General features: G+C 35.0%; 16 protein-coding genes. 4 read left to right on the top strand and 12 right to left on the bottom strand.

Translation table 11 applies throughout. The features are described 5' to 3' along the window. The first annotated feature begins 77 nt into the window (after positions 1–77). Entirely contained in the window at positions 78–776 is a 699-nt protein-coding gene (locus tag AVL50_RS29260) for an MORN repeat-containing protein (RefSeq protein ID WP_062621036.1), read from the top strand. A 126-nt stretch (positions 777–902) separates the two neighbouring features. Here AVL50_RS29260 and AVL50_RS29255 read toward each other — a convergent pair whose 3' ends face one another. The 4 genes from AVL50_RS29255 to AVL50_RS29240 form a co-directional block, all read right to left on the bottom strand. Continuing rightward, positions 903–1,430 (bottom strand): hypothetical protein, encoded by a 528-nt coding sequence (locus AVL50_RS29255; RefSeq protein WP_062621035.1) that lies wholly within the window; start codon positions 1,428–1,430, stop codon positions 903–905. 59 nt (positions 1,431–1,489) lie between these two features. After that, positions 1,490–2,569 (bottom strand): glycosyl hydrolase 53 family protein, encoded by a 1,080-nt coding sequence (locus tag AVL50_RS29250; RefSeq protein WP_062621097.1) that lies wholly within the window; start codon positions 2,567–2,569, stop codon positions 1,490–1,492. 139 nt (positions 2,570–2,708) lie between these two features. Further along, the gene (locus AVL50_RS29245; protein ID WP_062621034.1) at positions 2,709–3,557 is read right to left on the bottom strand and encodes a bifunctional methionine sulfoxide reductase B/A protein; all 849 of its coding nucleotides are present in this window, start codon (positions 3,555–3,557) and stop codon (positions 2,709–2,711) included. 55 nt (positions 3,558–3,612) lie between these two features. After that, on the bottom strand, positions 3,613–4,275 hold the full coding sequence (locus AVL50_RS29240) for a hypothetical protein (protein WP_062621033.1): 663 nt from the start codon (positions 4,273–4,275) through the stop codon (positions 3,613–3,615). 156 nt (positions 4,276–4,431) lie between these two features. Here AVL50_RS29240 and dapA point away from each other — a divergent pair, with 156 nt between their 5' ends. Further along, positions 4,432–5,355, top strand: coding sequence for a 4-hydroxy-tetrahydrodipicolinate synthase (dapA, locus tag AVL50_RS29235; protein ID WP_063850982.1), 924 nt, complete (start codon positions 4,432–4,434; stop codon positions 5,353–5,355). Between the two features lie 163 nt (positions 5,356–5,518). Here the strand turns inward: dapA and AVL50_RS29230 are convergent, their stop codons facing one another. The 3 genes from AVL50_RS29230 to rpe all read right to left on the bottom strand — a co-directional run bounded on the left by AVL50_RS29230 (position 5,519) and on the right by rpe (position 8,126). Next, positions 5,519–5,938, bottom strand: a complete 420-nt coding sequence (locus AVL50_RS29230) for a hypothetical protein (RefSeq protein ID WP_062621032.1) — start codon at positions 5,936–5,938, stop codon at positions 5,519–5,521. Between the two features lie 191 nt (positions 5,939–6,129). Continuing rightward, on the bottom strand, positions 6,130–7,404 hold the full coding sequence (locus tag AVL50_RS29225; RefSeq protein ID WP_062621031.1) for an aspartate kinase: 1,275 nt from the start codon (positions 7,402–7,404) through the stop codon (positions 6,130–6,132). 74 nt (positions 7,405–7,478) lie between these two features. After that, positions 7,479–8,126 (bottom strand): ribulose-phosphate 3-epimerase, encoded by a 648-nt coding sequence (gene rpe / locus AVL50_RS29220; RefSeq protein WP_062621030.1) that lies wholly within the window; start codon positions 8,124–8,126, stop codon positions 7,479–7,481. Positions 8,127–8,371: 245 nt separating this feature from the next. Between rpe and AVL50_RS29215 the strand changes: the two genes are divergently transcribed. Next, complete coding sequence (locus tag AVL50_RS29215; RefSeq protein ID WP_062621028.1) at positions 8,372–10,399, top strand: alpha-amylase family glycosyl hydrolase; 2,028 nt, start codon at positions 8,372–8,374, stop codon at positions 10,397–10,399. A 179-nt stretch (positions 10,400–10,578) separates the two neighbouring features. Here the strand turns inward: AVL50_RS29215 and AVL50_RS29210 are convergent, their stop codons facing one another. From AVL50_RS29210 to AVL50_RS29190, 5 genes are all read right to left on the bottom strand, one after another. Further along, on the bottom strand, positions 10,579–11,172 hold the full coding sequence (locus tag AVL50_RS29210) for a hypothetical protein (protein ID WP_062621026.1): 594 nt from the start codon (positions 11,170–11,172) through the stop codon (positions 10,579–10,581). Between the two features lie 437 nt (positions 11,173–11,609). Beyond that, positions 11,610–12,908, bottom strand: a complete 1,299-nt coding sequence (gene eno, locus AVL50_RS29205) for a phosphopyruvate hydratase (RefSeq protein WP_062621024.1) — start codon at positions 12,906–12,908, stop codon at positions 11,610–11,612. A gap of 268 nt (positions 12,909–13,176) precedes the next feature. Continuing rightward, positions 13,177–13,764 carry an HAD family phosphatase gene (locus tag AVL50_RS29200; protein WP_062621022.1) on the bottom strand — a complete coding sequence of 196 codons (588 nt, stop codon included), beginning with the start codon at positions 13,762–13,764 and terminating at the stop codon, positions 13,177–13,179. Positions 13,765–13,965: 201 nt separating this feature from the next. Then, the gene (locus AVL50_RS29195; RefSeq protein ID WP_157491664.1) at positions 13,966–14,898 is read right to left on the bottom strand and encodes a T9SS type A sorting domain-containing protein; all 933 of its coding nucleotides are present in this window, start codon (positions 14,896–14,898) and stop codon (positions 13,966–13,968) included. Positions 14,899–15,036: 138 nt separating this feature from the next. Beyond that, positions 15,037–16,596, bottom strand: coding sequence for a glycerol-3-phosphate dehydrogenase/oxidase (locus AVL50_RS29190; protein WP_062621018.1), 1,560 nt, complete (start codon positions 16,594–16,596; stop codon positions 15,037–15,039). Between the two features lie 157 nt (positions 16,597–16,753). Between AVL50_RS29190 and AVL50_RS29185 the strand changes: the two genes are divergently transcribed. After that, complete coding sequence (locus AVL50_RS29185; protein WP_082796062.1) at positions 16,754–19,144, top strand: TonB-dependent receptor; 2,391 nt, start codon at positions 16,754–16,756, stop codon at positions 19,142–19,144. Positions 19,145–19,146 lie beyond the last annotated feature (2 nt).

Genomic DNA, 19,146 nt, shown 5'->3' with positions numbered 1-19,146 from the left:
ACATTATATTCATTAATTACAATTATTATATTGAGATATTGTAAAATATGGCTATAATTGTGCATTATAAATAGGATATGAAGAGATATTTACGAACATTATTCGTTTTAAATGCACTGCTTTCCATCTCATTAAATCTAAATGCCCAATGTATCACAGGTAACTGTGAAAACGGAGATGGAAAAATGATTTACAAAAATCAAGATACGTATGAAGGCCACTGGACCAATGGCTACCCAAATGGAAAAGGCACTTTTGCTTTTGGCCAAAGTGTATACGTCGGTGAATTTCTAAACGGAAACTTTGACGGAAAAGGAAAACTAACTTGGGCTGACGGAACAATTTATTTTGGCGACTTCCAATCCAATGCTTTACATGGTGAAGGCGTAATGCTGTGGGCCAATGGCAACCGCTATGAAGGACGCTTTCATCAAGATGCTATTCTAGGTAAAGGACAATTTGACTTTGCCAACGGCGATCACTACCAAGGTGAGTTTAACGATGGCAAAGCAGAAGGAAACGGTGTTTATACCTATAAAAATGGTGATATCTACACTGGAGAATTCAAAAAAGGCAAGAAGAGAGGATTAGGTACTATACATTACGTCAATGGTGATGTATTTAATGGCTCCTTCAAAAAAGACCTTCGAAATGGCAAGGGTACACTGACTACTGCTGATACGGTGGTTGTTGGGTATTGGGTCAATGGAGAATTGAATAAAGTTTTTGAAAAGAAGAAAATCAAAACCTCACAAAGTACAGGTGAGGCATTGTAATTCACATGAAATGTTATTAATGAAAAAGACTGATGATTAAGCCATCAGTCTTATTCTTTTATCTACCCTCATAACATTGATTATCAACAAGTCACTATATAGCTTTATATTATAACCTGGATTATTTTAGTCATCACTCATATAATTTAAGGTCATTTCTTTAAAACACTCCGACCTATGAAAAGTATCATGATAGAATTTAGTATTAACATTCCTAATATTGATACTATAGACACCAGAAGGTTCATTAGTATGTTTATCAATTACATCATAGCATTGTATATAAATAGGGCTATGATTCTTAAAATAAACTGTTACATAAATCACCCATTTAGATGATAATTCATATGCTCTACCTGTATAACCTATTGGTTCTATCACATTCTCTAAACAAGATATAAATTTCGAATAATCATCAATTTTTAATTTATGGTTTATGTTATTCTTCAATATAGGTGAATGTAAATTTTCCACTTCAAAAACGACACTATCTATATTGTACTGATTATTTATTATTTCCAGTTTAGAATAATTTCTACTTCCATCTCCAAAAAGTAATTCAGCAATAATTAATAAAGCTGTTGGAAGAACAACCAAGGGTATAATTAATATAAATTCCTTTAATGGATTGTTGTTTATTATTTTCTTAATCATAGTTCTCAAAAACACATCAAAATAATCTGTCTGTAATATCCTTAAACAAAACTCTCTTCTTATTGTGTATCAAAAACATCCAAAGCAGGCAATGCCTTATTCCCAAAATCAAACAACGCCTGATTTTCCCATGAGGAAGCATCTCTAGCTTCAGGACCTTTCCAAGCGATCAGTTCTCCTCCCCAATAGCAGAATCCTTTAGTGATTCCCTTTTGTTCTGAAATTGATTTGATTTGAGATAAGAATTCCTTTTGACCTTCTTCTGTAGCTGGATAGTCTGATGGAATAATTTGTTCATCCGAACTAATTATATTATTCGTCCAATCATTCCAACCTAATGTAAAAGGATAAGCCGTTTCGGCAATTAATACTTCTTTATTGTATTTATTTGACAAACTTTTAATAGACACATCTAAATCAGATAATGATTTGCCATGCCAATTTGTATAGTAAGACAAACCAATATAATCAAAGTCCAAAGCTTTCATTTTATCAAAAAAACAATCAGCACCTTCATATCCTGCAAAGTGCAACATAATCTTTGCATCACTTTTAATTTCTCTTGTTGCCTTTATTCCTGACTGCAACAACGTAAGACATTGTGCTTCATTAGAATGTAAATTTCCTTCAGGATGAAGCAGTCCATTATTGATTTCATTACCAATTTGAATATAGTCTGGCTGGATTTTCTGAACGATATCTTTCGTGTATTGGTATACAGTAGTATTTAATTCCTCAAAAGACAAATTCGACCAAGCTTGAGGTTTTTTTTGTTGCCCTGGATCAGCCCAAGTATCAGAATAATGCACCGTTAACCAAATTTTTAAACCAACGCTTTTTAACTCATTTGAAAAAGTCGTCACTTCCTCCAAGCCAGAATGTTCATTTTCAGGATCAACCCATAACCTCAAACGAATTGTATTTACACCTTTCTCTTTCAAGTGCTGTACAAAGTCAACCTCTGCCCCTTCTTGACTATAAAATTGATGATTGTAAGTTTTAATTTCAGGATACCTTGAGATATCAACACCTTTGATAAAAGTATCTTTATCATCTATGGGAGTTTGTTCTTCACTAGAGGATTTACAGGAAAAAATACTAACTAATAATAGCAGGGTAATAATAGAATTTTTAATCATAAACATGGATTAATGAGCACCTTCTTAACTCTTAACTCTTAACTCTTAACTCTTAACTCAATTTCATCATACTTCGGGAAAAAATAAACCCAAGTAGTTCTTTATCTCGAATACTTGGGTCTAAAATTACAGATTTAATTTAAAACTTTTTCTTGTAAATATGACAATACGGTAAGCCTGCTGTTTTCTCGTAATAATCTTGATGATAATCTTCGGCTTTCCAGAAAGTTAAATCTTCTGCTGGTGTAAGTTTTGTCACAACTTCATAACCTTTTGCTTTTAACTGAGCAATCAACAGTATGGCTTCTTCCCTTTGTTTCTCGTCCATATAAAAAATTTCTGAGCGGTATTGTGTTCCAATATCCGGTCCTTGTCGGTCTACTTGAGAAGGATCATGCGTTTCAAAGAAGAGTTTGGTCAGTGACTCAAAACTAACTCTATCTGAATCATACACTACTTTTACAGCTTCTGCATGTCCTGTCTGCCCTGTACAAACTTCTTTGTAAGTAGGATTATCAACGGTTCCCCCTATGTAGCCCACATCACATGAAATCACTCCTTTCCATCTTAAGAAATAAAATTGAGTACCCCAGAAACAACCTGAAGCAAAAATGGCTGTTTTGGGATTCTTGACTTCATTTCCTTCAAAGTTCATAGACACTGAATTCACACAATGTCTAACATTTTTGGGCGTTAGCTGTTCCCCTTCAAAAACATGCCCTAAATGACCTCCACAATTGGAACAAAGAATTTCTACTCTCTGCCCATCAGCATCAGGAACTCTTTCTACTGCACCGGGTATCTCATCATCAAAGCTTGGCCATCCACAAGAAGACTCAAACTTATGATCTGATTTGTACAAAGGAGCATCGCATCTTTTACAAGTATAAGTTCCCGGTTCTGAATGTAAATTATATTTTCCTGTATTGGGTCTTTCTGTCCCTTTATTGACAATAACCCATTCTTCAAAGGGTGTTAATTTTTTCATAGCTTGATGCTCTAGTTTTGGTGTAAAATCGTATTAATTGATAGTTATATAACAATTAATCATTCACAAGGTTATGAAGAAGACTAAAAGTTCTATTCACATCACGTTTTGCAAGAATCAATGTAAACTCATTGGTCGTAGAAATTACCTCTACAATGTTGATTCCTTCCCAAGCAATTTTTTTCAATAAATAATAATAGATACCCGGAACGGAAGTATTGTCCTGTGGCAATCTCATCGTTAAAGATGCTAGATTTTCTTTTCTACTGATGATCTCCTCTCCTTCAAAAATTGATAATAATTGATCCAGCATTTTTTTACTGGTTACAATGTTGGTTTCATACACCCCTTTTGAAGATGCCTGAAAAACATCTTTTTCGCCTTGGATGGATCTCAATAATTCCTGTTGCTTTCCGATCAAGCTTGGTGAATTTTTAAAAGTGTAATCGACTAAATCAGATCTGACAATAATTTCACCCATTTTCTTTAGGTAATTGAGCACTTCATGTTCAATATCTAACTTTGATAATTTGGGTCTCAAACGCTGAATCGCCATCACTACACCACCGATTTGAACATCTTTCATCAACTTGTCTTCCACCTCTGGCATAATCTGTCTTGCCAATCCTGTGTAGTTAACAATACCGTCTACGATCGCCTCTTCTAGGAACGGAGATTTACGTACAATCTCTTCTACAGCCTCTGCAATTGTTATCATTTTCTAATATTTAAATTCTTGAAGTTATAAATATAACAACTTGTTACGAAAAGGTTTTCTTTTTATTGTAAATTTGAGCAATTAATAGATCTATTTATTTTTGTTCTCGTAAAATATAAAGAGAAACACCATCAAAATTCATATAAATTTATAATCATGGAAACGTTTATTGGACAAGGTATTGCATTAGTGACACCATTCACATCAGAAAACACGATAGATTTTCCTGCTTTAAAGAAACTTTTAGAGCACACAAAGGATGCTGACTATTGGGTAGTAAATGGAACAACAGCTGAAAGTGCAAATTTATCCAAATCCGAAAAACGTGCGGTTTTAAATTTTGTAAAGTCAAACAATCCTACTGAAAAGCCAATCATGTTTGGTATTGGCAGTAACAACACTGCTGAAGTAGTTGAACAACTAACTACTTGGGATCTTTCTGGGGTAGATGCTATCCTTTCTGTTTGTCCTTACTATGTGAAGCCTACACAAGCGGGTATTGTAGCACACTACACTGCCATAGCTGACGCTTCTCCTCTGCCTGTTTTATTATATAATGTTCCTGGTAGAACGGGTGTAAACATGAGCGTTGAAACGATTGTTACACTTTCTCAGCACAAAAACATCTTTGGTGTTAAAGATGCTGGTGGAGACCTTGCTCAAGCAATGCGTGTGATCAGCAGTACTCCTGATGATTTCCTTTACATTTCTGGAGACGATGCACTAACAGTGCCTATTCTTGGTGTTGGCGGTAATGGTGTTATTACTGTATTGGGTAATGTTTTACCTCAAGAATTTGGTTCAACTGTGAAAAACGCTTTAAACGGTGATGTTAAATTAGCAACAAAGCAAATGTCTGAGATGCTAGATTTCACTGATGCTTTATTTGAAGAAGGTAACCCTGTCGGAATCAAATTAGCATTAGATATTGCAGGTATCTGTGGCAAGAGAGTTAGACTTCCATTGGTGGAAGGTTCTGAGGAATTGGAACAAAAACTTTCTTCTATGTATGAAGCAATTAAAATTTCAAGTAGAAAATCAATTTTTGTATCGAACTTCGATGCAAAATACGCGATATAAAAGACTCACAATCACATCTATAAGCACCTCTAACGTTATGTTGAGGTGTTTTTTTATGCTCAAATTTTCAGGCACAAAAAAATCCCATAAGTAAAAACCTATGGGACTTATAAGCACTAGCTAAAATATTATTTTTAACAGTACTAAATATCTTGAAATAAGTTTAGCTGTTTTGCCAAACGATCTTTCTATTCTTGCTATCCACGTTAAGAATAATTCTCAATGGATTAGGAATAATCACCAATTTTGTTGGTTTTCTCTCCAAGTCATCCACCTCTACAGGAACTCCTTGACCGTGATCACAGTCAAACTGAGCACCTACTTCATTGTCTCCTGTCTTCGTATAACTTTGAGCGATATAACTTAACGGAGATAATACGTCTGTATCTACAGAAAAATCTTCATGGACGTCACCAATAATGTCTTCTAATGTCTCTCCATGTTCATCAATAAAGTCATCCTCTAAATCATGAAGTTCATCCTCGATATCATCATAAGACTCATCTTCATAAGATAATGCGTTTAATTGATTACGCTTCTCAATAATTTCAATTAGTGCTTTATCAATTGCAGTTGTATCCATGTATCTGATTAAATATAAATATGTAAAAGTATTTTTTATTCGGGGTTAAAGATAAAAGAATAATTTCTTCTATGAATTAAAAATAGGTAATTGTTTTTGTTAATACAAAGTAATATTTATGATAAAAAACTCTTTTTCAAAGACTTTAAAAAGGGATCGATTACAGGATATATTTAAAACCCAAAATGTTATTAAAGATCTAAATCCTCTTTCTTCAGTACGATTTGTAGTGTATCAAAAGAAATTTGTCTCATATATACTTTTGATAGATCAATTCCAAGTTGTTGAATGATGTCCTCCTTGTAGTTTTTAACCGTCACCAACTCCATTTGATTCACAATCTCAATATTGAATTTATCTTGGAACAATTCTTCTAGTTTCTGAAGTTTCTTTGGCTCATTGTTCGTACAAATAGAAAGTGAAAGTGCACTATTTTTTATCAAATTCACTTTCATATTCATCTTTGAAAATTCACTGAATACTAAGCCTAAATCACCTTTACTTACATTCAAAAAGTCTTTCTCTTCAAATCTGATAATTGTCTGATCGGTTTTGAAGATAATTGAAGGCAAGGTAGGTGAAGTCTCAAAATCACCAATCACTGTCCCATTTTCCTCTGGATTTAAGAAACTATTGACATGCAATGGTATGTTCTTTAATGCCAAAGGTCTAATAGTCTTAGGATGAATCACAGAAGCCCCATAATACGTTAATTCAGCCGCATATTTATAAGGCAACTCATGAAAAAGCGTAACATCTTCTACCCTTCGAGGATCACTGCTCATAATGCCCGGAACATCTTTCCAAATACAAACGCTTTCCGCATTTAAACAATAGGCAAAAATGGCAGCAGTAAAGTCAGATCCTTCCCTCCCGAGTGTGGTGGTTTTATTGTTGATCGTCCCACCAATAAAACCTTGTGTAACTACTACATTTTCTTCAATTAATTTCGGTACATCCGCATTCATCATACGTTCTGTCCAAGTCCAATCTACATTACCTTCTCTCCAATTATCATCGGTTTGAATGTAGATTCTCGCATCCAGAAAGTGAGTCGGTATTTGTTCTTGATTTAGATAAGCTGAAACGATATGAGTGGACAATAATTCACCGTAGCAAACCGTTTGATCATACAGTTCTTCCTCCGAAAAATAACGGAGATTCAACTTCCCCTCTAAATCAATAATTAATTTTTCTATTTGCTGAAAGATACTAGCTTTAGGATTTTGAAATAGTTCTTTCGCAATGGTGAGGTGAAAAGATTTCAGTTCGTCGATATGATGTTCAAAAGGTTCTCCTTTAATGACATCCAACACAACCCTTTCGATCAAGTTGGTTGTTTTACCCATAGCAGAAACTACCACAACTAAATCTTTCTGTTCAGAATATTGTCCAATAATCTTTTGAACATTTCTTACAGCTTCGGCACTTTTTACGGATGCTCCTCCAAATTTGAATACACGCATGGGTTATTTATTGGTAATAGTGATAAAACAAGAGTAATGAATGTTACATTCATTACTCTTGCCTCCTTTCTGTTTTACAGTTTTATTTTTTCAATAGCTGCTTTTGGATCTTCCGCTCCAAAAACATAGCTACCTGCCACTAAAACAGAAGCACCTGCTTCTTTCAATTTAGCAGCATTTGATGCATCAACTCCTCCATCAATCTGGATCAAAACTTCTGCACCCGCTTCATCGATCATATCTTTTAAATCTCTTACTTTTTGATAAGTAGTCGGAATAAATTTTTGACCTCCAAAACCAGGGTTTACAGACATGATACATACGTAATCAATCTCATGCAATAAGTATCTCAAGCAATCAATTGAAGTATGTGGATTCAAAGCTACACCAGCTCTTAAGCCTAATTCCTTGATTTTTTGAATTGTACGGTGTAAATGAGGACAAGCTTCAGCATGTACTGAAATCATATCTGCACCTGCTTTCTTAAAATCTTCAAGATAACGGTCAGGTTGTTCAATCATCAAGTGAACATCCATAGGTTTCTTAGCGTGCTTGCTAATGGCTGCACATACTGGCAATCCAAAAGAAATGTTAGGAACAAACATCCCGTCCATAATGTCAATGTGAAACCAATCTGCTTGGCTTTCATTAAGCATTTCAGCATCTCTCTGCAAATTTGCAAAGTCTGCTGCCAATACTGAAGGTGCAATTAGTGTTTTCATAAGCGCAAAAAAAATAAACTTCCTCCGTGTAACAAAAAAAGATTTGGTATTTCTTTATTGTAAAATAAAATATTTTTCGTTTTCTGAATTGTTAACCCACAGAGAAAAACAAAGAAATGCATTGATTAACAATATTTTATAACTTATTATTAGTATGTAATTTATACACTTAAATTGAGAAGTCCGAAACATTGACTATGTTAGTACTTTCGTTCGTGTTATTTGTTTATCACATCTAAAAAATAATGAGTACAAAATTACCAAAACTAGTTAAGGACGACCCATGGTTGGAACCACAAACTGAAGAGATTAATGCTAGAATAAACAGCTTCGAGCAACTTAAAAATGACCTGAATGATAAATATGGTAGTATATATGAATTCGCCGGTGCTCATAAGTTTCTAGGCTTTAACTACGACGCAACAAACAACGGTTGGTGGTATAGAGAGTGGGCTCCTGCTGCACATGCTTTATATCTGACTGGAGACTTTAACAACTGGAATAGAGATAGTCATCCTTTGAGAAAAATTGAAGGATCACTGCATTGGGATGGTGTTTGGGAGATTTTCCTTCCAAAAGATGAATACAAAGACACGTTTGTGCACGGAAGTTTTGTAAAAGTAAGAGTGTTATCACAGATAGGTGATCATGATAGAATTCCTGCTTACATTACTAGAGTAGTGCAAGAACCTAATTCTCCTAACTTCAAAGGACAGTTATGGTTCACAGAAGAGACTAACTTTGATTGGTCGGGGGATAACTTCGAAACTGCATCAATCAAGAATCCAATCATATACGAGGCTCACGTTGGAATGTCCCAGGAAGAAGAAAAAATGGGTACTTATGTTGAGTTCACAGAAAATGTTCTTCCAAGAGTCAGAGATTTAGGGTACAATTGTATTCAATTAATGGCTGTTCAGGAGCATCCTTATTATGGATCATTCGGATATCACGTTAGTAATTTCTATGCAGCAACTTCCAAATTTGGTACACCTGAGGAATTAAAACAATTGATCAAAACAGCACACTCTATGGGTATTGCTGTGATCATGGATATCGTTCACTCACATGCTGTAAAAAACCACAACGAAGGTATCAATGAGTTTGACGGTACGGTATACCAATACTTCCATACTGGTGGAAAAGGAGATCATCCGGATTGGGATTCTAAGTTATTTGATTATGCTAAATGGGAAGTAATTCAATTCCTTGCTTCTAATGTTAGATACTGGTTAGAGGAGTATCACTTCGACGGTTTCCGTTTTGATGGGGTTACTTCTATGATGTATCACCATCATGGTCACGCTGGCTTTGGTAGTTATGATGACTACTTCAATATGGGCGTTGATGTAGATGCTGTACGTTACCTACAATTAGCTAACGACGTAGCCCATCAGATCAAGCCTGACGTTATTTCTATCGCTGAGGATGTATCAGGTATGCCAGGTCTAAGTAGAGCGTCTGAGGAAGGCGGAGTAGGCTTTGATTATCGTTTGAGCATGGGTATTCCAGATTTCTGGGTAAAGATTCTTGAAGAGCAACAAGATGAAAACTGGAATGTATGGGATCTTTGGAGCGTAATGCTGAACAGAAGAGCAAATGAGAAAGCCATTGCATATGCTGAGTCTCATGACCAAGCACTTGTAGGTGATAAAACAATTGCCATGTGGTTAATGGATGCAGAAATGTATACAGGCATGGACAATGAAAGTGGAAGTCTTGTTGTAGACAGAGGTATTGCACTTCACAAAATTATCCGTTTCTTAACTTGTGTTCTTGGTGGTGAAGGTTACCTTAACTTTATGGGTAATGAATTTGGCCATCCTGAGTGGATTGATTTCCCAAGAGAAGGAAATGGCTGGAGCTACCAATACGCTAGACGTCAATGGTCATTAGTTGAAAATGGTTTTCTACGCTATGAAAAGTTAAATAACTTTGATGGTGCAATGGTTCACTTGGTAAGAGACCACAACCTGCTTCAAGAACACACTGCTGTCAACTTATTGAATATGGATACTGAAAATAAAACCATCTGCTTCAAGAAAGGCGACCTTGTTTTTGTTTTCAACTTCTCTCCTACAAATTCACTACCTGATTACAAATTCTATGTTGGTGATGAAGGAACGTATGAGATTGTATTGTGTTCAGATGACAAACAATATGGCGGACATAACCGTGTAGATACTTCAAGTAAGTTCTTCACTGATGAAGACAAAAATATATCAATATACAATGTCAATAGAACAGCAGTTGTATTAAAGAAAGTAGATTAATAAATTCTACCTGTAATATGAAAATATATAAGGCTGATTTGTACTGTAATGGTGCAAATCAGCTTTTTTTGTACATTATTCGGTAAGTTGTTCACTGTGAAGGTATCTCTTAACGGTACTAACTATGAGAAATACATGAGTATTAAGTGAAATACTATTTATTGTAGAAAATTTTTGATTTAATCGTTAAAATTATGAAACAACCTTTTATAATCTGGAAATGAAGACGGGTATTCATCTTCTTCGAAAAAATCACAAAAAATTCTAATGAGGTTAATACTAATTATCGTTTTTAAATTTTCATTATATTGTTTATTATCCTTTTTTGATAAATCTTCATATAAATAAAACAAGCCTTCAATATGTCCTGGAAAATCACCCACACTTTCTATGTATTCAAAATATTCACTTACTGTGCTATTTTGTTTTCCTAACTCTTCAATTAACTTTAAATATGTTCCATTAAAATTTGGAATTAACACATAAAGGCTATCTTTTGTTACAGTATTATATCCTCTACCAATATTCCAAACCGATTTAAAAGATTTTATATTTATGTCGTTTAGTATTTTATAACCGTTTGTCTTATAAATAGCGAGAACATCATTACCATTATTAATTGACACTAATAATGTTTTGTAATCATTTAGATTTTTTAAATTAAAATTCTTTTCAAAAACTTTTACAATTTTCTTCTGTTCTTCAAAATTAACCTGTGAATATATCTTTGTACTACACAGTGTAATAAATAAAATTATTGGAATTAATCTCATACTATTGTTTGATATGATTCTGAATTCACCTTTTTAGCCTAAATCGTCTTTCAATTTATCGATATTACCAGTTTACTTGATTTATCCCTAACTTAATTGGTTTTATCTTCAATCACATATTAATCGAGACTTAAAGTTATCTTTTTTACTTCTAAATACAAGAGTGTTGAAATGGTAATGTTGTTATTATTATTTGTAGTACTACTTTTGGTGATAATGAATAAATTGCTTTGATAAAACACTATTTAATCTTGCATCATAGTATGGTCAAATGCCATACACACATAACGGGGATACACTACTACAGACGAAAATTGATTAGTATTGAAATTTAAGAACAGTCATATTGCATAGATAAAAAAAAGAGGCTACCCAAAAGGATAGCCTCCAACTCGACTGCAACCTAGTTACAGTACGAAAATATGATTAACTTCTAATTAGAAGTTGAAGTCTTGCTTGAATGCTTTCAAACCTAAGTATTTAGCAGTAGAACCTAATTTTTCTTCGATACGAAGTAATTGGTTGTACTTAGCCATACGGTCTGAACGAGAAGCAGAACCAGTCTTGATTTGACCACAGTTCAATGCTACTGCTAAGTCAGCAATAGTGTTGTCCTCAGTCTCACCAGAACGGTGTGACATTACTGAAGTGTAACCAGCTCTGTGAGCCATCTCAACTGCAGCAATTGTTTCAGTTAATGAACCGATTTGGTTTACTTTGATAAGGATAGAGTTAGCAATACCTTCGTTGATACCACGCTCTAATTTCTCAACGTTAGTCACAAATAAATCGTCACCTACTAATTGTACTTTATCACCGCAAAGATCAGTTAATACTTTGAAACCTTCCCAGTCATTTTCGTCCATACCATCCTCGATAGAAGTGATACAGTATTTCTCAGCTAATGCTGCTAAGTATTCAGCTTGCTCTTGAGAAGTTTTGATACCACCTTTCATGTCACCAAATTTCTCATAGTTGTACTTACCGTCTACGAAGAACTCAGAAGCAGCACAGTCTAAAGCGATAGTGATGTCTTTACCGAACTCGTAACCAGCGTTTGCAACTGCAATTTTCACTGAATCTAAAGCATCCTCAGTTGAATCAAAAGCTGGAGCGAAACCACCTTCGTCACCTACTGCAGTAGAAAGACCACGATCATGGATAACTTTCTTTAATGCGTGGAATACTTCACAACCGATACGGATAGCATCAGTAAAGTTTGTTGCAGATACAGGTTGGATCATGAACTCTTGGAATGCGATAGGAGCATCAGAGTGAGAACCACCATTGATGATGTTCATCATTGGAACAGGCATTGTGTTTGCTGAAACACCACCTACATATCTATATAAAGGAAGACCTAACTCAGCTGCTGCTGCGTGAGCTACTGCAAGTGAAACACCTAAGATAGCGTTAGCACCTAATTTTGCTTTATTTGGAGTACCGTCTAAAGCGATCATTGCTTGGTCGATAGCGTTTTGCTCAAATACAGAAGCACCGATTAATTCCTCAGCAATAATTTCATTAACGTTTTCAACAGCTTTTAAAACTCCTTTTCCAAGATAATCTTTACCACCGTCACGTAATTCAACTGCTTCGTACTCACCAGTTGAAGCTCCTGAAGGAACAGCAGCACGGCCAATAGTACCAGTCTCAGTTGTTACGTCAACTTCTACAGTAGGATTACCTCTTGAATCAAGAATTTGTCTTGCGTGAACGTCTACGATTAAACTCATGTCTTCGTAATTTTTTTATTATTGATTTTTAAAACGATACAATACTAGGGAATGGAAACGGTTTAAAACATGACTATTGTCAGTCTAGCTTAAAGACATCAATATGTTTCAATTAGATCATTAAATAATCCTTTGTTTTTGACCCATTTACAAACTTTACACAAGATTGATAAAGATTAAACAAATACAATTATTTAACATTTATTTAATATAAAAATCAATTAAGTGTAACTTTAACCTATTTAAAATCAATGAAATAGAAAGTCTTTTACAGATACTCTCTCACATCTATCACTTTCATCCCTGCCGCTCTTGCCGCCTGAATACCAGGATCACCATCTTCAAATACTAAACAAAAACGAGGCTCCACTCCCATACGGATGGCACATTGTAAAAACGTTTCAGGATCCGGCTTAGGGTTTTCCACCTGATCTGCCCCTACTTTTACATCAAACCAATGATAAACGCCCAAACTTGTGAGTGTATGTTCTATTAACTCATCAATATTTCCTGTCCCAATAGCCATTGGCATTTTACCATAATTCGCTTCCGCTATTTTAAATACAGGTTCAATAGGTTTAACATCATCAATCAACTGTAAGTATTCCTTTTCTTTGAGGTCGGCAAGTTTAGGCACATCCATTTCAATATTATGTTCCTTTCCGATTTTCTCAAGGATTCTTTCTGTTGACATACCTGCCAAGCTGTAAAACTCCTCTTCTGTAAAATCATATCCAACGGATGCCAATGTCTTTTTCCATGCTAAATAGTGCGTTGGCATTGTATCTGCCAATGTTCCATCCATATCAAAGATCAGGCCTTGAATACCTTGTGGGATTTTGATTGTTTTGCTCATTGCTGTCAAATTTAATTTTCAACAAAACTAAAGAAAAAAGAGAAGATCTTTTATGAAAAATGCAGATGTAGCAACGTTAATTATTACTTTGTATACTATCAGTAGAAATTTCTGTTAGCTTTCTATACACTCCTTCCAAATCTCTTGGTTTTGCATCTTTTCATTGCTAAAAAACGAAGCATTATTTTAGTTTGTAATGATTTACCGAACAATCACTTTTTCTGTCTTTAAATTTCCAGAAAATGATTTCACCTCAACAATGAAAAGTCCCGTTCCATACACCATTGGTACTTCCATATAATTTCCTTCTGTAGAAAATTGACCATACCATTTTCCCACTGAATCATATATGTTGACATTAAAACCATCGGAATTTGATAATATGTTGAGCTTTTCATTATAGTCTATTGGGTTAGGGTAAATGTTCAATTCTGGAGCAGTTGATGAATTTGATACCGCATTGGGTCCATAAATAGATGCGGCCCCATCAAAGTCTATCTGTTTTAGCCTGTAATATATAATGCTTGAATTGGGAACCTCTGTATCTAGGTACTCATATTTTAATGGGACATTAGAGTTTCCAGCTCCTTGAATTGTGGTGATTTCATACCAGGCTTTCTTATCTATACTTCTTTCTACAATAAATTTCTCATTATTGATTTCTGAAGCAGTAGACCATTCCACCAGAACGCCCTCTTCTTTTTTAGTTGTATTAAAATAAAGCAATTCAACAGGCAAGTCATCTCCTGAATCAAAACAACCTCCTTCCTCAGGCATAATATACTCTAGGCCATCAATATCAATTCTCACTCCTTCTTTACCACAAATAGAATATTTATTTTCAGATTCAAATGTAATATCTGTAAGATGTGCGCTTCCGTGAATCATGATTTCAGCCCCCTCTTTCATAAAAAGACCTGAAGAAGTCAATTGCACTGTCACCACATCTACCCTAACGTTTTCATGAATTGTCACATTTGACCATATAAGATTGACGGCATTAATAGTAGTGTCATTTTTAATGTGAATTTCAGTGGTTTCAAAACTAGGTTTAATTCCCACCGGTACTTCCTCAAGATTAGAACATGAAAAGAGCACCATTAAAGACAGTTGTAATATGTAAAATCGTTTCATAATAAAACAAGTTAGCTGATCAATATACTTTGATGTTTTAGTTCATTCAATTGTATATTATCTAACTAACTTGCTCATGCTTCGTTTACCTCAAAAGGCTCACTCAATTCCTTAATAAGACCATCTTTATTGTCTTTGCTATGTCAAAAGATATCCTTTGGCTAGTTTCTTGTATTTTTTGATTTGATCGATCTCCCATTCCTCATCATACTCCAAAATACCTGACATCAATTTAGCCACCTTGGGAGCAACCTTTATACTTGCTTTTGCATTTAAAAGTAAACAGCGTGTTCTCCTTGCCAATACATCTTCTAAAGTCATGGCCATTTCAAACTGAGTTCCCCAATAAATATCAGCAAAAGTATAAGGTAAATCCTTGTGCAATCTTTTCTTGAGGGAAGGGACATTTTCTGTCAATTGATCTATTTTATCAAGATCATTACCATAAACACTTCTTACATCAGATTTATCCAATCCTTTTTTGTAACCATGAAGCAAAACCTCCTTTGTAATGCATTTTACTGGAGGCCACTTTCCTACTCTTTCTATGGTATTTACAGCATCTTCAGCCATTTGTCTGTAAGTGGTCCATTTTCCTCCAACAATTGTAATCAAGCTGGAATCACTTACTACAATTTTATGCGACCTTGAAATATTTTTCGTTTCTGCTTTCTGTTTTTTCACCAAGGGGCGAAGACCTGCATAGACACTTTTCACATCTTCCCTTTGAGGCGTTTTATTTAGGTATTTCGCTGCCGTTTTTAATATAAAATCAATTTCTTCCTCCAATGCTCTTGGCTCATGTGATACTTTTTTTAATGGTGTATCAGTGGTCCCGACCACAATCTTATCATACCACGGCACGGCAAACAGTACTCTCCCGTCACTTGTTCGAGGCACCATAATTGATGAAGCACCCTGAAGAAATTCTTTATCTAAAATAACATGTACTCCTTGGCTAGGGCTTACCATTCTTTTATGATCATCCTTATCCATTTTAAGGATTTTATCTACAAAAACACCTGTTGCGTTTACGATGACTTTGGCTTGAACTTCAAAAACCTCCTCATTAATTGTATCCTTCACTTGCACACCACAGACCTTTTCATTTTCATCTTTGATAAGACCCGTTACTTTGGTGTGATTTAGAATAGTTCCGCCATAATCATTGATGGTCAAGGCCAAAGTCATAGCATACCTTGCATCATCAAATTGTCCATCATAATACCTAACTCCGCCTAAAAGGCCTTCTTGGTTGAGATTAGGAATGTGATTTAATGTCGTTTCTTTTGAAATCATCTCGGATGGACCAAGCCCTAAATTACCGGACATAACATCATAAACTTTCAAACCTGTGGTATACAAAGGAGCATCCCACCAATCATATACAGGAACAATAAACTTTTGATCATGAACCAGATGAGGTGCATTTTCTTTCATCAAACCACGTTCTCTCAAGGCTTCACGTACCATCGCCACATCACCTTGCTTCAAGTAGCGCACACCTCCATGTGCCAATTTTGTACTTCTGCTAGATGTTCCTTTGGCAAAATCATGCTGTTCTAATAGCAATGTTTTATACCCTCTTAAACAACTATCCAATGCTGTACCTAAACCTGAAGCTCCACCTCCAATAACAATTACGTCATATCTCTCAGATGCTTTAGTATCTTCCAGCATCTTATTCCTGTTCATCATATCTTAGTATTAAAGTGTCTATTTTATGGTAATTTGTAAAAGTAATTTAATAAGATTCTCTTCTTTTTGATTTATTTTTCTAATTTTAATAAACAAATTAACTCTTAATTAGTAATTGTAATATTACATTAACTTAATCACCCTTTTAGTAAACTACATGTCAAAAGTTAGACGAGTTGCTCTCATTATCTATAGTTTGTTTTTCTCCTCTTTTCTCTATGGCCAAACAAAAAATTTCACATTAAGTGGCTATATAAAAGATAAAACTACAGGCGAAACACTCATTGGCGCTACTGTTTATGCCAATGAAATCAAAGCAGGTGTTGTCACGAATGCTTATGGTTTTTATTCGTTGACACTACCAGAAGGAGAATATACCATTATCTCTACTTTCGTTGGTTTTCAAAGTTTCTCCAAAAAAGTAAAACTCAACGACAATAAAAAATTAAGCATTGAACTTTCAGGCACAGACACAGAACTTGATGAAGTATTAATCACTGGTGAACGGGAAGATGCTAATGTTTCTGATATTCAAATGAGTACTCAGAAAATGGACATCGAAACCATGCTGAAAATACCTGCTCTTTTGGGTGAAGTTGATATCATCAAATCAATACAACTGCTTCCTGGTGTAAGTTCTGTTGGAGAAGGTGCCACAGGGTTTAATGTAAGAGGTGGCGGAATTGGGCAAAACCTAGTATTGCTTGATGAAGCTCCAGTATTTAATTCTTCCCATCTTTTTGGCTTTTTCTCTGTCTTCAATCCAGACGCTGTAAAAGAAGTGAAACTGATTAAAGGTGGTATTCCTGCACAGTACGGTGGACGAATTTCTTCAATTCTAGATGTCCGTATGAAAGAGGGAAATGCAAAAGAACTTACTGTTCAAGGTGGAATTGGCGTCATATTCAGTAGACTTACCGTTGAGGCACCTATTATTAAGGATAAAATGTCATTCCTTGTAGCTGCCAGGAGATCCTATATTGATATTCTTGCGAAGCCATTTCTAGAAGAGGATCTTAGAGATTCAAAATTCAACTTCTGGGATTTGACTGCAAAAGTAAATTATGACATTAATGACAATAATAAAATATACCTTTCAGCTTATTGGGGACGTGATAATTTTGGTGCTGCAGGAACTTTTAATTCCGGATGGGGAAATGTAACAGGGACATTCAGATGGAACCATTTATTTAATGACAAATTATTCCTTAATACTACGGCTTACATTTCTGACTATGACTATGATTTAAGTTTTAGTCAAGATGGCACAGACGCTTTCAATTGGAAGTCGAGAGTTAAAACCTATTCAGTCAAACCAGAATTCACTTGGTACTTGGGCAGCCATAGTACGGTCACATTCGGTGCTCAATCTATTTATTATGATTTTGCCCCAGGAACAACAACGGCTAAAAGTGGAGGACAAGAATTACCTCCTTTTGCTTTGCAAAATCAATATGCTTTAGAAAATGCTATTTATATTGGTAACGATCATAAAATTTCCAATTCCATTTCTCTTCAATATGGTATTCGAGGGAGTTCATTTACTTATTTAGGACCGGTTACAACTTACGAATACGAAGAAGCTGTTCTTCCAAACACAAGAAGAGATCCGATAGAAGAATCTGAAACAGTGTATGGTGATTGGGATCCAGTAGAAACGTACTTCAGCTTAGAGCCAAGGCTTGCTATTAAGTATCAATTCAATGAGAAAAGCTCTATCAAGGCAAGTTATACGCATATGGCCCAGTATATACACTTGATCTCAAATACTTCAGCCGCTTCACCACTCGACGTTTGGTCTCCTAGTACCAATAATATTGTTCCGCAACGTGGTGATCAGTATGCATTGGGTTATTTTAGAAATATAAAAAATAATACTTTTGAATTCTCAACAGAGGTTTACTACAAACCAATGAGGAATTTGATTGATTATATCAATGGAGCCGATTTATTACTCAACCCTTATCTTGAAGGAGATTTACTAAACTCAACCGGCAGAGCATACGGTATAGAGTTTTATTTAAGAAAGAAAAAAGGGAAATATACAGGGTGGCTAAGCTATACTTTAGCTAGATCTGAACAACAAACGGAGGGAATTAATCAAAGCCAGTATTACCCAAGAAGGTTTGATCAAGCTCACAACTTAACACTGAGTAATTTTTACACATTAAATAAGAGATGGTCTTTTGCTGCAAACTTCTCTTTAATAAGTGGAACTCCTACAACATTCCCTACAAACCAACTTCAAATACAAGGTTATGGAATACCACATAATGTAGATGGTGTTAGAAACAATCAAAGGATACCTTACTATCACAGATTAGATGTTTCAGCTACATTGCAAGGCAGAAAAAAACCTAATCGAAGATGGGAGCATTATTGGGTATTTGGTTTTTATAATACTTATGCTCGTAAAAATCCTTATTCTATTTACTTCTTGCCTTCAGAAGAACGACCTGAACAAGGTGAACCTGCTCCAAATCAAGCAATACAGTTCTCTGTTTTGGCAAATATCATCCCTTCTGTTTCATTCAATTTCAAATGGTAAAT

This window comes from Flammeovirga sp. SJP92 (assembly GCF_001583495.1).
Classification (GTDB): domain Bacteria; phylum Bacteroidota; class Bacteroidia; order Cytophagales; family Flammeovirgaceae; genus Flammeovirga.
The sequence above is the reverse complement of the archived record's forward strand: the minus strand, read 5'-3'. Positions and strand labels throughout refer to the sequence as shown.

Coding starts and splice junctions, on each gene's coding strand:
- AVL50_RS29210 (WP_062621026.1), bottom strand. CDS start 11,172: ATGAGATTAATTCCAATAATTTTATTTATTACACTGTGTAGTACAAAG.
- AVL50_RS29190 (WP_062621018.1), bottom strand. CDS start 16,596: ATGATGAACAGGAATAAGATGCTGGAAGATACTAAAGCATCTGAGAGA.
- AVL50_RS29240 (WP_062621033.1), bottom strand. CDS start 4,275: ATGATAACAATTGCAGAGGCTGTAGAAGAGATTGTACGTAAATCTCCG.
- AVL50_RS29200 (WP_062621022.1), bottom strand. CDS start 13,764: ATGAGCAAAACAATCAAAATCCCACAAGGTATTCAAGGCCTGATCTTT.
- eno (WP_062621024.1), bottom strand. CDS start 12,908: ATGAGTTTAATCGTAGACGTTCACGCAAGACAAATTCTTGATTCAAGA.
- AVL50_RS29260 (WP_062621036.1), top strand. CDS start 78: ATGAAGAGATATTTACGAACATTATTCGTTTTAAATGCACTGCTTTCC.
- AVL50_RS29255 (WP_062621035.1), bottom strand. CDS start 1,430: ATGATTAAGAAAATAATAAACAACAATCCATTAAAGGAATTTATATTA.
- AVL50_RS29225 (WP_062621031.1), bottom strand. CDS start 7,404: ATGCGTGTATTCAAATTTGGAGGAGCATCCGTAAAAAGTGCCGAAGCT.
- AVL50_RS29185 (WP_082796062.1), top strand. CDS start 16,754: ATGTCAAAAGTTAGACGAGTTGCTCTCATTATCTATAGTTTGTTTTTC.
- AVL50_RS29250 (WP_062621097.1), bottom strand. CDS start 2,569: ATGATTAAAAATTCTATTATTACCCTGCTATTATTAGTTAGTATTTTT.
- rpe (WP_062621030.1), bottom strand. CDS start 8,126: ATGAAAACACTAATTGCACCTTCAGTATTGGCAGCAGACTTTGCAAAT.
- AVL50_RS29215 (WP_062621028.1), top strand. CDS start 8,372: ATGAGTACAAAATTACCAAAACTAGTTAAGGACGACCCATGGTTGGAA.
- AVL50_RS29245 (WP_062621034.1), bottom strand. CDS start 3,557: ATGAAAAAATTAACACCCTTTGAAGAATGGGTTATTGTCAATAAAGGG.
- AVL50_RS29195 (WP_157491664.1), bottom strand. CDS start 14,898: ATGAAACGATTTTACATATTACAACTGTCTTTAATGGTGCTCTTTTCA.
- AVL50_RS29230 (WP_062621032.1), bottom strand. CDS start 5,938: ATGGATACAACTGCAATTGATAAAGCACTAATTGAAATTATTGAGAAG.
- dapA (WP_063850982.1), top strand. CDS start 4,432: ATGGAAACGTTTATTGGACAAGGTATTGCATTAGTGACACCATTCACA.